Genomic DNA, 15,175 nt, shown 5'->3' with positions numbered 1-15,175 from the left:
GGCTCGATGCTCAGAGCTTGGGGATGCGCAAGGTCTTGCTGATCATCAGCGTGCCGGAAAGCGCAAACAGCAGGCTCAACGGATGCAGCACCCAGGGGCCGAGCGTCCAGGCGCCGCCCCAGATCGCCTCGCCGATGCGTCCCTGCCAGGCCGCGAGTGCCAGCACGCCGACAAGCACGACACTGGTCGGGATGGGCGTTCCTTCGAAGTACTTGACCTTGTCGGCGCCTTCGGAGAGCGCTTCGGCGGTGACGTTGTAGCGTGCGAGCCGGCTGACGCCGCAGCACACGAAATAGATGAGGATGACGCAGTCCCAGCCGCCATTGAGTCCCGCCGCGAAGGCGAGGGCGGCAGGCAGCACCCCGAAGGAGATGATGTCGGCCAGCGAGTCGAGTTCGCGCCCGAGTGCCGAGTGCGTCTGCCGCCAGCGCGCGATGCGGCCGTCGAACACGTCGAAGATGAAGGCAGCGGGTGCGAGCGCTGCAGCCCAGAAGAAGTGCTCGACAGACCGGCTCGCGATATAGGCCATCGCAAGGAAAATCGCGCCGACACCGCAGGCCGCATTGCCGAGCGTGAAGAAGTCGGCCAGATGAAAGCCCCGGATCATCGAGAAATGCTTGCGGGGCGGGCGCTGGGCGGAGGCGGATGTGGCCATTCTGGGGGTCCTTGAGGGTCCTTGGGCGAACTTTTCGCCCACACCTTAGCGCATCCCGGGCCCGAAGTGGGTCAGCCCGGGCGCCATCTCGCGGGCGGCCGCCTTTGGGCGCGCTTTCACCATTCTTTTCACCATTCATCCGTTGCGACGTCCAACTCGTGCTGGATGCGCGTTCTCAGCGCGAGCAGCGTCGGTGCGAGTTCGTGCACGACGGCAGCAAAGGGCTCTGCGGTCGACACGCTCATGTTCAACGCATAGGGCGAGCCCCTGAACATCAGCGGCGTGGCAACCGCGACGACTTCGGGCTGCCACGCCGCTGCGCAGTAGCCTTCTTGCGCCACGCTGCGAATGGCCGCCGCGAGCGCTGTCCCCAGTTCGGCCCATTGCGCGCGGCGCACCCGGCGGAAATAGGCGAGCAACAGCTTGCGCTGCTCCTGCGGCGCGCTCGCGAGATAGGCGCGACCGAGCGAGGTCAACTCCATCGGCACGCGCTGGCCCGACACGACCTTGCGCAGGGACGGCCTGCGGTTGTAGCGGATCGATTCGAGGTAGACCATTTCGTCGCGGTCGGGAGCGGCCAGGCCGACGTTGACCCGATGCTGCTGCGCGGCATCGCGCATGTGCGGCGCCGCGATGGCGAGCACGGTCGAACCACTGCGCATCGCATGCGCGAGGCTCAACACCGGAGGCGCCAGCCGGTAGGCCCTGGTGCGCGGTTCCACCTGCAGATATCCCGACCCGACCAGCGTTTGCGTGAGACGACTTACCGTGGCGCGCGAAAGGCCGGTGCGCTCGGCGATCTCGGCATTGCCCAGGAGCTCGGAGCCGGGGCGGAACGACCGCAGGATCTCGATACCCCGCTCCAGAGACCTGTTCGCGGGGGATGTGCCGGGCTTCGTGGCCCCCAGCGTGTGCGCGTTTGTCGGCGAATTCATGTGTGCGGCGAAGTTTAGTGAATTCCACTGAATGGAATTGCGGGGATGTCAAACGGAGCAAGGCTTCCTAAGCTACTCCCGTCCCGTTCATTTGCCCGCATTGCAGGAGACAACCCGATGACCATGCTCTTCCGTTCCTTTCTGTGCCGTCTCGCCGGCTGCCTGGCCGCGACCGCGCTGGCAGCCTCCGCGGCAGTCGCCGCCTTCCCCGACAGGCCCGTGAAGCTGGTCGTCCCTTTCGCGCCCGGCGGCGGCACCGATGCCATTGCACGCGCACTGGGAGTGGGGATGACCAAGGCACTGGGCCAGTCGGTCATCGTCGACAACAAGCCCGGCGCAGGCACCATCATCGGCAGCGATGCGGTGGCAAAGAGCGCCCCTGACGGCTACACCGTGCTGGTGTCGACCTTTGCACATGCGGTGAACCCGAGCCTGATGGCCAAGCTCCCCTATGACACGCAGAAGGCATTCGCTCCGGTGATCCTGCTGGCCCGGGGCCCGAACGTCCTCGTGGTGCGCGCGGACAGTCCCTACAAATCAGTGGCGGACGTGGTCGCAGCCGCGCGCTCCAATCCCGGCAAGCTCACCTACGCATCGCAAGGCAATGGCACTTCGGCGCATCTGGCAGGCGAGATGTTCACGAACCTCGCCAAGGTGCAGATGACGCACGTGCCCTACAAAGGCGCCGGCCCCGCGCTGACCGATCTGCTGGGCGGTCAGGTCGACATGATGTTCGCCACCGCGGCAGCGGCCTCATCCCAGGTTGCAGGCGGCAAGCTGCGCGCCATCGGCGTCACGTCGCCACGTCGCGCGGCGGCCCTGAAGGACGTGCCAGCCATCGCGGAGACCATTCCAGGCTACGCCGTCGAGAGCTGGTATGGCCTGTTCGTCCCGGCGGCCACGCCCGCCGACGTGATCGGCAAGCTCAACGAAGCGGCGAAGAAGGCCACCGAGAGCGCCGAGTTTCGCAAGATGCTCGAACCCGAAGGCCTCACCGTGAGTGCCGGCGCTCCGGCCGAGCTCGGCGATTTTGTGAACGGCGAGACCAAACGCTGGTCGCGGATCGTCAAGGAAAACAACGTCAAGATCGACTGAGCGAAGAAGGATGACTCCCATGGACTACGCCCTGATCCAACTCCAGGTAGAGCGCGGCATCGCTACGCTGACCTTCAACCGCCCGGAAAAGCGCAATGCGATGAGCGATGAACTGCGTACCGAATTCATTCACGCACTGGAGCGCGTCGCCGCCGACAAGCGCATTCGAGCCCTGGTGCTCACCGGCGCCGGCAAAGGCTTCTGCGCCGGTGGCGACATCGCGGGCATGGAGCGCCGCATGAACGCGCCCGCCGGCGAGGTCGCATTCAACGGCTGGCACCGGCAGCAGCGCGTGCATCACACCCAAGCCCTGCTGCACACCATGCCCAAGCCGGTGATCGCCGCAGTCAATGGCGCTGCATCGGGCCTCGGCGCCGACACCGCGCTCGCATGCGACTTCATCATCGCGAGCGAGTGGGGCACCTTCAGTTGGTCTTACATCCACCGCGGCATCATTCCTGATGGCGGCGGCATGTATTTCCTCCCGCGCCGCGTCGGTTTGCCCAAGGCCAAGGAACTGATCTTCACGGGGCGCAAGGTTGAAGTCGATGAAGCGCTCGCGCTGGGCATCGTCGATCGCAAGACCACGGCCGACCGGCTCCTCGCCGATGCCCAGGCCTGGGCTGCCGAACTGAGCCAAGGCTCCGCGACCGCCCTCGCACTGTCGAAGACCATCCTGAATCAGACCTTCGAACTGCCGGCCCAGCAGGTCTTCGCCCAAGGCAGCCAGGCGCAAGGCATTTGCTACACCAGCACCGAGCACCGTGAATCGGTCCAGGCCTTTCTCGCCAAGTCCTCCAACGCCGCCGGCACCACCAAGGGCTGATGGCCATGGAAGCTCTCTTTGCTCTGTCCAGATTGCTCCAGCCGCGAAGCGTCGCCGTCATCGGCGCATCGGGCGACCCCGCGAAGACCGCTGGCCGCCCCGTGTCGTACCTCCTGAAGCACGGCTTTGCCGGCAAGGTCTTTCCGGTGAACCCGAAGCTCGAGCGCATCGGCGACTTGCCCTGCTACCGCGACATCGCGTCGCTGCCCGAAGTCCCCGACGTCGGCATCGTCCTGCTCGGCGCCGAGCGCGCCCACATCGCCGTTCGCGAGCTTGCCGAACGCGGCGCCGCCGCAGCCATCGTGCTGGCAAGCGGCTACACGGAAACCGGCGACGAAGGCGCGCGCCGGCAACAGCAGTTGCTCGAAGCCGCAGGAACCATGCGCATCCTCGGCCCCAACACCATCGGCTTGGTCAACCTGACCGACGACATCGTGCTCTCCGCCAGTGGTGCGCTGGAGATGGACCACTTCCACGCAGGCGCCATCGGCGTGGTGTCGCAAAGCGGCGGCATCCTCGGTGCGCTCTTGTCGCGTGCTGCTGCCAGAGGCATCGGTCTCTCGAAGCTGATCTCCACCAGCAACGAGGTCGATCTCGAACTCGCCGACTTCGTCGATGCCCTCGTCGACGACCCCGCAACGCAAGTCATCGCCCTGTACATCGAAGCAATCCGCCACCCGCAGAAATTCCGCACTGCCGCCCTCCGGGCCGCACGCGCAGGCAAGCCCATCGTCGCCTTCAAGATCGGACGCTCCGAAGCCGGCGCCCAGGCCGCCGTGTCGCACACAGGTGCGCTCGCAGGCGCGGACCGCATGTACGACGCCTTGTTCAAGCAAACCGGCGTCATCCGCGCGCAGACATTCGGCGACCTGCTCGACGTGCCGGCGGCTCTCGCCACACGACGCACCCTGCGCGGCAAACGCGTTGCCGTCCTCACCTCCACAGGCGGCGCAGGCACCCTCGTGTCCGACAGCCTCGGCGTCTGCGGCTTCGAGACCCCCGCCCCCGACGAAGCAACAGCGTCGGCCTTGCGCGCCCTGCAAACCGGCGACCACGCCGCCCTCGACCGCAACCCCATCGACGTCACCCTGGCCGGCCTGCAACCCGACCTGCTGCGCGGCGCCATCAAGGCGCTACTGTCCAGTCCCACCTACGACGCCTTGGTCATCATCGTCGGCTCGTCCGGCGTCGGCAGACCCGAACTGATGGCCGGCGCCATCGAAGGCGGCCTTGCACAGTCCGACAAGCCCGTGCTCGCCTACGTCAGCCCCCACGCGCCCGAAGCCGCCACCTTGCTCACGCAACGCGGCGTCCCCGCATTCGTTTCCGCGGAGAGTTGTGCGGCAGCGCTCGCCGGCATGCTCCAGGCAAGCCAATGGTCCCCGCCAGGCATCGAGCCGCCGCGCGCATCCGTTCACGCGCCGACGCAAGACCTCCCCACGGGCTCACTGGATGAGGCGCAGGCCAAACAACTGTTCGCAAGCTTCGGCGTCCCTTGCGCAAGAGAAACGGTCGTTGAAAACGGCGCAGCCGCCGAACGCGCCGCGCGCGAACTGAGCGGCCGTGTGGTCCTCAAAATCCTCTCCAGCGAAATCACCCACAAGAGCGATGTAGGCGGCGTCGCAGTCAACGTAGAGCCCGCAGAGATCGCATCGCGCCTCCAGGCCATGGCCGATGAAGTGGAGCGAAACACAGGCGCGCGCCCCAAGCGTTTTCTGGTTCAGGAAATGGTCACCGGCGGCATCGAACTGATCCTGGGCATGCACCGCGACCCACTGGGCACGGCCATCCTGCTGGGCATGGGAGGAGTCACCGCCGAATTGTTCAAGGACACCACCATTCGCCTGCTCCCCCCAGAAGGAGCCCTGAGCAGCAGCGAAGCCTTGGACATGGCCCGTGAACTCAAAACATGGCCGTTACTGGACGGCTTCAGAGGACGCCCCAAAGCCGACGTCCCAGCACTGGTAGAGGCCATAGTCGCTTTCTCCCGCATGGCTGCAAAGCTAGGCGAACGCCTGATAGAAGCCGAAATCAACCCCCTCTTCGTGCTCCCGCAGGGCTCAGGCGTAAGCGCAGCCGACGCAGTAGTAGTCCTAGCCTAAGAGCACCCTCGTAGAACAACGACAGAGCCCGGTATGCGGTGCGGCTGTGGGCGACCCTTCTGCGCCGCCGAAGCGCGGAGACTCAGGCGGATCAGGGCTGCGTGTGTCTGAGCGAAGCGAGTTTCACGCGGCCCCCGCCTGAGTCGAGCACTGCAGGGAAGCCCGAAGGGCCGGCGCAGCGGGGTCGCCCACAGCCGCACCGCATACCGGGCGGCCCCACCAACGACAACGAACAGCCTTCAATAAGCCAACCGCAACGGCCCCCCCACAAGCTGCGCCTGCACATCAGCCCGATGAAACGGCAACGGATTCCACTTCTTGGCAGAGAACAGCGCCAACTGATCGTAGTAATAAGGCGAAGCAGGATCCGTACTCTGCCCATAAGTCAGCAACCCTTGCGCCACAGGCCCACGTTCATCAAACGTCACGGTCTGGATATAGCTGCTGCCGTAATTGATGTTGTACCCCTTCGGGTCGATATAAGACTGCCCCTGACTCTCCACCTTATTGAGCACCCCTTCGAACTCATCGCCCCCAGGAATAGTAATTTTCTGCCCGCGCACCGTGCGCGTCTGCACCTCCGCCAGCGGCACATCAGCCGCGAAGCCTGCAGTGCGAACCACACCCACAGCATCCCCGAGCGACTTGAACACAGCATCACGCGTCGCAGGCGTTGCCATATCGAGCCCCGCTGGCGTCACCACCGGACGGGCAGCATCGAAAGGCACGCGCCACACCTTCGGGATGTCCTTCGTCTTGCGCCAGAACTCACGGAAGAGCGGTGCGCCCTTCGAAGCACTGTTGCTCGTGCGGTCCCACGACGCCAACACCCGGCAGCCCAGCTTTTGATCTTGCGTCAGTGCCGAAGCATTCGCAGAGCATGCCGCAACCAGATCGTCCATCACCAGCATGCCCGCCAGGTTTTTGTCGCGGAAGATCACAGTGCGCAAATCTTGCGCGCCCATCTTGTTGCCGCTCAACCCATCGTTGCCCGCAAGCCGGCCTTCAATCTCCATGATCCCGCTGCGCGTGCGCAACCGCTGCGGCGTTCCGATGAAGCCTACCAACGGGGAAACACCCGCCATCGGCGCAATGTGCGGATTGCTCAGCCAAAAGCTGTCATTGCTGTTTTGTACCCAGTCCGGCGTCACCACCACAGGCATCCGCGCCGGCGGAATCGCGCCCGGCATCGCAGCTGCAGTGTCGCGATTCCATGCGCAAGCCGAACGCGAACCATCGAGCACCGGCAAACCTGCCGCATTCAAGAGTGCCGCAGCAGCAGGCGAGGGCGCGCACGTCTTCAGCATCTCCGCCGAGACATCGGGCACCACCGAAAGGTCCGCGTACATCGCATTGCCATCGCGATCCGCCGCAATCGTATTGATCCACGGCATCCCCTGATTGCCCATCGCCGCACGCAATTCTGCGACGTTGTGAGCTTGCGCCATCTTGATCCAGCTCTGCGCCGACCGCGTATTCAGCGTGTTCACATCACGAATCGCATAAGCCTTCGTCGCAGTCCAGTCGAGCCCCGCACGCGGTAGCGAAATCACCGGCCCCCATTCGGTGCTGTAGAACGTCTTCTGCGCCGGCGCCTTGCCTGCCTCCGCCGAGGATGCCGGCAGCGTGACAGTCTTCGCAATCATCTTGCGCGGCTTCCCATCGACGATGTAGACCGTCGGATCGCTCGGGTCGAGCTTCAGCTCATACAGCGTGAAGCGCTTGCCCGTCGACACCGTGTGCGTCCATGCCACGTCCTTGTTGAATCCGATTGCCACCACTGGGCTCAGGCCACCCGTCGCACCCATCACGTCGAGCTGCCCCGGAATCGTGAGATGCATCTGCCAGAACCGGTTCGTGCCCACCCACGGAAAGTGCGGGTTGCCGAGCACCAGCCCGCGCCCATCCGGCGTGGCATTGCGCCCGAAGGCCCAGCCATTGGAGCCGAGTTCGCCCCCTTCAGGATTCGCATTGAAACTGTGGCGCGAGATTTCAGCCACCGCCTCTTGCAGATCGACCGCCACCGACGAAGTCTTCGCGCCCGCGGCTGGCGGCGCCGCGGCCAGCTCCGCGCCGGCCAATGCACCGATGCCGCCCTGGATCATCGACATCTCGGTGGCCCGCGCGAGGTCGGCCATCGTCATCGGTCGTACCCAAGGCTTGCCACGGCACGCTTCGGGCAGGCCGTTCGGACCCGTGTCCTGCAAATACCGGTTGTAGCCCGCCACATAGCCGCGCAACGATGCCCGCACTTCAGGGCTCAGGTCGGCCGCGGCGCGCGCGAGTGCGGCGTCGTCCATGTGCGCGCGCACGAAGAGGTCGATCTGCGCATTCGGCATGCGCCCGAGGCCCAGTTCGCCCATGCCCTGCGGTCCGAGGAACTGCGCGCGCTCGCCCCGCACCGTGAGCAGATGCTCGGCCGTCTGGCAGACGTTGTCCTGCGCATGGGCGTAGCCGACGCCGTACGAGACGCCTTCGAAGTCCGGTGCGGTGATGTGCGCAATGCCGTAGGTGGTCCGCTCGATGGTCACGCTGCGCGTGCCTGGAGCGGGTGTGCTGGCGCAGCCCGCGAGGAGGGCGGCCAATGCGACGGCGCCGAACGCGAATCGCGTGGGGGTCAATGTCATGAACAAGGCTTTCGAAGAGAAAAGGGACGAGCCGTTGATTACAAGGTGCCCCTGCCCGCGAAGGCGATGCGGGCTAACCCTGAATCGCAGTCGCCAAGGTGCCAGCCGATGGGGCGTCATGCGCCTCGGCGATTTGCGCGAAGCGGGCAAGCAGACCCGACGCCGATGCAGTCGGCTTCACGCGTTCGCGCAATGCCGCCGCATCAACGCCCTCGGCACGCAGCGACTCGGCAAAGTGATCGACATAGCCGCGCATCGCATCGTCGTCGAACTCCGGGTGGAACTGCACGCCCCATGCGTTCTTGCCGACGCGGAACGCCTGCGTCGGCTCGAACTCGTTGCCCGCCAATCGCACCGCGCCATCCGGAAGCCGCAATGCGCTCTGCCGGTGAACCACGTGCGCATCGAAGCGCCTCGGCAGATCGCGCACAAGAGGATCGTCGGCAGCCTCGGGCCGCAGTTCGACCTCCACCGTGCCGAGCTCCAAGCCTGCCGGATGATCGCCAGCCTCACCGCCGAGGGCGTCCGCCAGCAATTGATGGCCAAAGCAGATGCCCAACACCGGTGTGCCGTGCGCCACCAGTTGCGCAAGCCATGCGCCCGTTGTTTCGCTCCACGGCTCGCGGTGCGAAACCATCGCGTGCGAGCCGGTCACGATAGCGCCCGAGATTGAAGCGGGGGACGGCAGCATGTCGCCACGACGCGGGTCCAACACCATCACAGGCAGCGAAGTGTCGCCGAGCCCTGCGGCGATCCAGTGCTCGAAATCGCCATGTCGATCGCGCAGCGCATCCAGCGTGTCGCCCGCCTTGATGATGGCCAGGGGACGGGGGGAGAGGTTTTCCATTTCGCGATCATGCCGCAGCAGCGTGGGCTCGTTCAACCGGGGTCGCCGGCCGCGATCGTGGCGCCGATACGGCGAGCCACCTCTGCCACGAGATCCTGCCGCTGAGGCGCATCGCGCCATCGAAGCCGGACGCCGGTCTCCCAGTCCGGATGGCTGCGTGCGGGCTGCGCCGCGCGAACCACGTCAACGAGCGCGCGTTGGTCGGTCGCGTTCGCGGTGCTCGTCGCGATCCTCTGGACGGCCGCATGGCCGCGATGTTCAAGCGCACCCAACAACCTGAGTTGCCATCCCATGAGCACGAAGAGCACGCGATCTTCCACCGTGAGCTCATGCACGTCGCGCAGTTTGTTGACGAGCTTGCGGCCCATCGGCCCCCAGCCTTGCGACATCGCGCCGCCGATCGCACCCCCGAGCGCAGCGCCTGTGCCGAGCGAAAGCCCCGCGAGCGCAATGTCGGCAACCACGCCCACGGCCGCCCCGACAGCCACGCCCTTGCCGAGCAGGATGCCGGCATCCTTCAGCGCCTCGGGATGGAAGAAGTCCATCGTCCAGCGGCCCTCCAGCAGCGGCAGCGACGCCTCGTCGGCATCGCCTTCGCGAAATCCGTACAGCCCGAGCAAGTCGTCGGCGCAACGCTGGGCCTTGTCGAAGAGCGACTTCTGCAGATCGGCGATCAGGCGCTTGCGGCCGCGCTCGTCGGCAAAATCGGCCGCCGTGGCGGTGCGCCTCATGGCGGTCGCATCGACCAGCAGTTCAGCGATGCGCCCGGACGCGGCCTCACGGCGCTGCGCGAACTCCGCTTCGAGCGATGCCGCGACGCCGTCGAGCGCGGCGCGCCGGTCGCGCAGCAGCGTCGAAAGATCGCGGTACAGCTCCCGTTCCGATCCCACGAAAGGCGCCGCCGCATCGAAACGCACCACCACGTGCAAGCCGTACGCCGAGAGCAATTCGCGCCAGGCCGCTTCGCGACTCGCGGGATGGCGCACGAAGTTCAACACCGGCAGCACGGGCCGCGCGCAGGCATTCAACAGCTCGATCTCGGCGCGAAACTTCGGCAGCACCGGTTCGCGCGCATCGATCACCAGAAAGGCGGCGTCGACCTCCAGCAGGGCGCGAAGCACCTTGGCTTCCTGCTCGAACACACCGTGCGCTTCGGGGCCTTGCAGGAATCTGCGAATGCGATCCGGGGGAGTCAGGTCCTTGTCGAAGGCCTGGAGATGCTCGCGCAACGCGACGGCGTCTTCGAGGCCGGGCGTGTCGAAGAAGCGCACCGCGGGAGCACCGTCGACGATGAGATCGATGGTTTCGACATGCCGCGTGGTGCCCGGCCGCTCTGACACCGCGCCGAAATCCACTCGCCGCGTGAGCGTGCGCAACAGCGATGTCTTGCCGGCGTTGGTGTGGCCGACCACCGCGATGCGGATCGGTGTGCCGGAGCTCATTTCCAGTCGTGGAGCAAAGGCTCCAGCGCATCGCCCGCGCGGAGCGTGTCCAGCCCGGCATGGGCCAACCACGCGTGCCAGCGCTGGCGAGCGTCGTCGTCGACGGTGGCACCGAAAAGCCACAGCCGGCAATCGCCGCACGATGCCATGACTTCGCGCAAGAAGCGCTCGGTGCCGCGGTCGGGGCTCGACGCCGCATGGCAACCCACGAGAACGCGTCGCGGCCGCAGGCGGGCGAGCGCATCGAGCACCCGGTGCCGTGCGTCGGCGCTCCCGTCGATGCGCATTGCGGTGGCGTCGCGCATCTCGAGCGCGGCCGGCGGCCACGGAAGTTCGTCCGGCAGTTCGAAGCCGATGGCCATCAGCGCGGCGGTGGTGTCGCCCGCCGGAAGGCTCTGCGTCATGAGATGCGGCAGCGGTCCGGGATCGGCATCGACGATCCTCGGCGGCGCGAGCGCATCGAAGCGCGCAAGCAGCTTGCGGTAATAAGGGTGCGACAGATCGGGCCGCAGAGCCTTGCTGCGCGCCCGGCAGACTGCGGCACTCAGCGCAGCGAACACCATGCGCGGCAGCAGTCCGTAGACGATGAGACAGCCCGTGAGCCACAGCGCGAGCTCGCGTTGACCCGAAGCCGCCGCCGTGGGCGATCGCACCACTTCGGCGGCGGGCACGGGAAAGCCCAATTGCGCCGGCAGTTGCCCGAGCCATTGCACGCCCTGCACAAAAAAATCGGGGTCCAGGATGGTGGTCTCCCAGTCCAGCGTGTAGTTGCGGAACGAAAGCGCAAAGAGCATCGCCACCAGCACCACCGTGAACGACAGCGACCAGATCGCGTGACTGACGAAGCCGAGCGCCCAATGCAGCATCCGCGCCCGCGTCAGCAACCGTGTGACGGCTCGCAGCAGCACCGGCGCCTGCCCGTGCCGCCCACCGGCAACACGCGCCGTGAGCGCCAGCCAGAGCCATCCGAACGAGGCGCTGAATGAACCCAGCGGCAAGAAAAGCCCGATGAGCCAGAACAGCAGTGTGACCAGGTGTAGCCCAAGGAGGCTGACCAGCGCGACCACCACGTTGATGCGCCGCTCTCCGGTGTCCAGCACGTTGCCCGCGAGCGACAGCCCGGCGAAGACGATGAGCGCGACCAGGCCGAGCAGCACCCACGGCGCCCATGCGCGGGCGCGGGAAATCTCGGGTTGAAGGCCGATGCGCTGACCCAGGACGCGCGCGCGTTCGGCAATGCGTCCGGCGCTGTCCGATCGAAGGAAGGAGGCTTCGCGCAGGGCCTGCGCGTCGTCGAGCGGGCCGGCCTCTTCGATCAACTGGATCGCTTCGGTGATCGCCGCGTCCTGCAACGAAGAGTGATGCGCCACTGAATTCAACAACTTCCTTTGAGCTATACGGGGCAATGCCGGCGCACCGGGTGAGTGCGCGAAATTATGCCCGTGCCAAGTCAGTCGATGCGGCACGAAAAAGGGGCCGTAGCGCGGCCCCGTCGTCCCCGCGCGCGGGGTTTCAGGCGGAAGGAATGAGGAGGGCGCGGCTTCAGCGGAGGCCGAAGAACGAAAGCACGGCGACAACGACCACGACCAGACCGACGATGTAAATGATGGAATTCACGGTGGAAACTCCTCTGTGTTGAAGACCCGTCCAGAATGCCCGCGGGTGGGTTTTGCGATGTCGGCGAGCGGCACGGGCCACTGTAGGACTCGCAGGTCAGACCGTCGATGCCTCGGCGCCGGCGTAGTCCTCGTCATCGCTGCCATCGTTGCCGTCCCCGAGGAAGCCGCCGCTCTGGTGCGACCACAGGCGCGCATAGAGGCCGCCTTTCGCCAGCAGCGTGCGGTGATCGCCTTCCTCGACCACGCGGCCTTCGTCGACGACGATCAGCCGGTCCATGGCTGCGATGGTCGACAGGCGGTGCGCAATAGCGATCACCGTCTTGCCTTCCATGAGGCGATAGAGGCTCGCCTGGATGGCGGTTTCCACCTCCGAGTCGAGGGCGCTGGTGGCCTCGTCGAGCAGCAGGATCGGCGCGTCCTTCAGCATCACGCGCGCGATGGCGACGCGCTGGCGCTGGCCGCCGGAGAGCTTCACGCCCCGTTCGCCGACATGGGCTTCGTAGCCGCGCCGGCCGTTCGGGTCGCCCAGCGTCTGGATGAACTCGTGCGCCTCCGCACGCGCTGCCGCGGCTCGGATGGCCGAATCGCTGGAATCGGGCCGGCCGTAGGCGATGTTGTCGGCCACCGACCGGTGCATCAGCGACGTGTCCTGTGTCACCATGCCGATGTGCTCGCGAAGGCTGTCCTGCGTGACGTGGGCGATGTCCTGGCCGTCGATGAGAATGCGCCCGCCGTCCAGGTCATGAAAGCGCAGCAGCAGGTTGACCAGCGTCGACTTGCCGGCGCCTGAGCGGCCGACGAGCCCGATCTTTTCGCCGGGGGCCACCGTCAGCGAGAGGTTGTCGATCACGCGCCGGCCGCCGTCGGCGTAACGAAAGCTCACATGCTCGAAGCGGACTTCGCCGCGCGGCACCTGCAGCGTGACGGCGTCCGGCGCATCGACCACGGTGCGTGGGCGCGACAGTGTCTTCATGCCGTCCTGCACCGTTCCGATGTTCTCGAACAGGCTGGTCATCTCCCACATCATCCAGTGCGACATGCCCTGCAGGCGCAGCGCCATCGCGGTCGCCGCAGCCACAGCGCCGATGCCGACCGAGCCTTGCGACCACAGCCACAGCGACATGCCCGCCATGCCCGCGGTCAGACCCATGCTGAGCGCATGGTTGGTGATCTCGAAGGCACTCACGAGCCGCATCTGGCCGTATCCGGTTTCCATGAATTCCTTCATGGCCGCGCGCGCGAAGCCGGCCTCGCGCTGGGTGTGCGAGAAGAGCTTGACGGTCGCGATGTTGGTGTAGGCATCGGTCACGCGGCCGGTCATGAGGGCGCGCGCATCGGCCTGCGCCTTGCCGATGCTGCCCAGGCGTGGCACGAAGAAGAACAACTGCACGGCATACAGCACCAGCCAGGCCAGGAAAGGCAGCATGAGCTGGCGGTCGAGCACCGCCGCGAGCACGATCATGGTCGCGACGTAGACGCCCATCGCCACCAGCATGTCGGCCAGCACGAAGATGGCGTCGCGCACGGCCAGCGCCGTCTGCATGACCTTCGCGGTGATGCGGCCCGCAAACTCATCCTGGTAGAAGGCCATGCTCTGGCCGAGCATCAGGCGGTGGAAGTTCCAGCGCAGCCGCATCGGCAGGTTGATCGCAAGCGTCTGGTGCTTGACGATGGTCTGCAGCGCGACCACGCCGACGCTTGCAAGCATCGCAAGGCCGAACCAGGTCAGCGTCGTGCCGCGGTCTTCCCACAAGCGCGATGGCGCCTGTCCGCCGAGCCAGTCGACGATGCGCCCAAGCACCGCGAAGAGCAGCGCCTCGAAGGCCGACACGGTCGCCACCAGCAGCGCCATGGCTGCGATTTTTCCGCGCAGGCCTTCGGTGCAGGCCCACAGAAAAGGGAACAGGCCGTTCGGCGGCAGACGGGGCTCGGGCGTCGGATAGGGGTGTAGAAGTTTTTCGAAGAAGCGGAACAAGGCGAACAGTCTCCAGTGAGCGAAACGCATTCTGCGCAGCACCGCGGCAGAGTATGGCCGCGACGCGAAAGACCTGCGACGTCACGTGCCAACACGGCGGAAATCCAGTTCCCTCAGCAGTTGGGCGGTCCCCCGCGTCAGTCTCGTCGCCGGCCCGGCCATAGGTTCCGCCAATGTCAAGGCATTCCATATGCTCGGAGGACCGAGCGGTGCGTGCGGAAGTTTGTCGCCGTACCCCCCCGCAGTGATGGCACTCTCGGGAACGATCGTAGAACCGATGCCGCTGGCCACCAAGGCCAGCAGCGTACTGACGGCGCCAACTTCCGCCAGGATTTGCAACTCCACGCGCCTGGGCAGCAGCACGGCTTCCACGAGGCTGCGGATCGCATTGGGCGCGCTCGGAAGGACCATCGGGTAGTTTGCAAGGGTGGACAGCCTGACGCGCGGGGGAAGCTTGTTTCCCGGCGGCGCGACCAGGAAGAGGCGCTCACGCATCAGCTGCGTATAGGTGAGTTGCGGTGAGGATGGTGGATCGAACAGCAGTGCCATGTCCATCCGCCCCGCGATCAACGACTCGTGCAGTGAAGAGCTCAGCCCTTCAAGTACGGTGATGACCGCCCGCGGGAAGCGTTCTCGAAAGCGCTGGACCAACGCGACGCTCAACCCATACGCAACGCGTGGCGGCAGGCCGACAATGACCCTGCCGCTGGGACTTTCCCCCATGTCGTGCAATTCCTCGCGCGCGCGGCGCGAGGCGTTGAGCATCACACGCGCGTGAACCAGCAGCGCGTCACCGGCCTCCGTGGCAGTCACGCCACGTCCATTTCGCACCAGGAGGCGCTGACCAAGCTCCGCTTCCAATAGTGCGACCTGCCGGCTCAAGCTCGGCTGAGCCAGATTCAGCACGACGGCGGCACGACTGAAACTTCCGTTCTCCATCACGTTGACGAAGTATTCGAGCTGGCGCAGATCCATAGAAGATAAGCATAGCTGGTATCGAAGCAATGCCGTATCGCTTTGTCCCGCCGAAGGCCACACTCCATCCTCTCCAA

The 15,175-nt window shown here is 66.0% G+C and carries 11 protein-coding genes; 3 read left to right on the top strand and 8 right to left on the bottom strand.

Going from position 1 to position 15,175, the window contains the following annotated elements:
• Nucleotides 1-10: 10 nt before the first annotated feature.
• On the bottom strand, nt 11-655 hold the full coding sequence (locus tag AC1DEK_RS17775; protein WP_478126587.1) for a CDP-alcohol phosphatidyltransferase family protein: 645 nt from the start codon (nt 653-655) through the stop codon (nt 11-13).
• Nucleotides 656-783: 128 nt separating this feature from the next.
• Complete coding sequence (locus tag AC1DEK_RS17770) at nt 784-1,590, bottom strand: IclR family transcriptional regulator (protein ID WP_478126586.1); 807 nt, start codon at nt 1,588-1,590, stop codon at nt 784-786.
• Between the two features lie 123 nt (nt 1,591-1,713).
• Between AC1DEK_RS17770 and AC1DEK_RS17765 the strand changes: the two genes are divergently transcribed.
• From AC1DEK_RS17765 to AC1DEK_RS17755, 3 genes are read left to right on the top strand one after another with little or no spacing between them, the layout of a single operon-like run.
• Nucleotides 1,714-2,685 carry a tripartite tricarboxylate transporter substrate binding protein gene (locus AC1DEK_RS17765; protein ID WP_478126752.1) on the top strand — a complete coding sequence of 324 codons (972 nt, stop codon included), beginning with the start codon at nt 1,714-1,716 and terminating at the stop codon, nt 2,683-2,685.
• Between the two features lie 19 nt (nt 2,686-2,704).
• A complete protein-coding gene (locus AC1DEK_RS17760; RefSeq protein ID WP_478126585.1) occupies nt 2,705-3,511 on the top strand; it encodes an enoyl-CoA hydratase/isomerase family protein in 807 nt (268 codons plus the stop codon).
• A gap of 5 nt (nt 3,512-3,516) precedes the next feature.
• Complete coding sequence (locus AC1DEK_RS17755) at nt 3,517-5,613, top strand: acetate--CoA ligase family protein (protein ID WP_478126584.1); 2,097 nt, start codon at nt 3,517-3,519, stop codon at nt 5,611-5,613.
• A gap of 239 nt (nt 5,614-5,852) precedes the next feature.
• Here the strand turns inward: AC1DEK_RS17755 and AC1DEK_RS17750 are convergent, their stop codons facing one another.
• From AC1DEK_RS17750 to AC1DEK_RS17725, 6 genes are all read right to left on the bottom strand, one after another.
• A complete protein-coding gene (locus tag AC1DEK_RS17750) occupies nt 5,853-8,240 on the bottom strand; it encodes an acylase (protein WP_478126583.1) in 2,388 nt (795 codons plus the stop codon).
• A 73-nt stretch (nt 8,241-8,313) separates the two neighbouring features.
• The gene (locus AC1DEK_RS17745) at nt 8,314-9,087 is read right to left on the bottom strand and encodes a glutamine amidotransferase (protein ID WP_478126582.1); all 774 of its coding nucleotides are present in this window, start codon (nt 9,085-9,087) and stop codon (nt 8,314-8,316) included.
• 32 nt (nt 9,088-9,119) lie between these two features.
• On the bottom strand, nt 9,120-10,529 hold the full coding sequence (locus tag AC1DEK_RS17740; protein ID WP_478126581.1) for a GTPase/DUF3482 domain-containing protein: 1,410 nt from the start codon (nt 10,527-10,529) through the stop codon (nt 9,120-9,122).
• Nucleotides 10,526-11,899, bottom strand: coding sequence for a DUF2868 domain-containing protein (locus AC1DEK_RS17735; protein ID WP_478126751.1), 1,374 nt, complete (start codon nt 11,897-11,899; stop codon nt 10,526-10,528). Before AC1DEK_RS17735 ends, AC1DEK_RS17740 begins: the two co-directional genes overlap by 4 nt.
• Before the next feature lie 343 nt (nt 11,900-12,242).
• Nucleotides 12,243-14,123, bottom strand: coding sequence for an ABC transporter ATP-binding protein (locus AC1DEK_RS17730; RefSeq protein ID WP_478126580.1), 1,881 nt, complete (start codon nt 14,121-14,123; stop codon nt 12,243-12,245).
• A gap of 81 nt (nt 14,124-14,204) precedes the next feature.
• Nucleotides 14,205-15,098 (bottom strand): LysR substrate-binding domain-containing protein, encoded by an 894-nt coding sequence (locus tag AC1DEK_RS17725; RefSeq protein ID WP_478126579.1) that lies wholly within the window; start codon nt 15,096-15,098, stop codon nt 14,205-14,207.
• Nucleotides 15,099-15,175: the final 77 nt, after the last annotated feature.

It is taken from the genome of Variovorax sp. 10N420, assembly GCF_056394705.1.
Note: the sequence above shows the minus strand (reverse complement) of the source record. Positions and strands in the feature narration are given on the sequence as shown.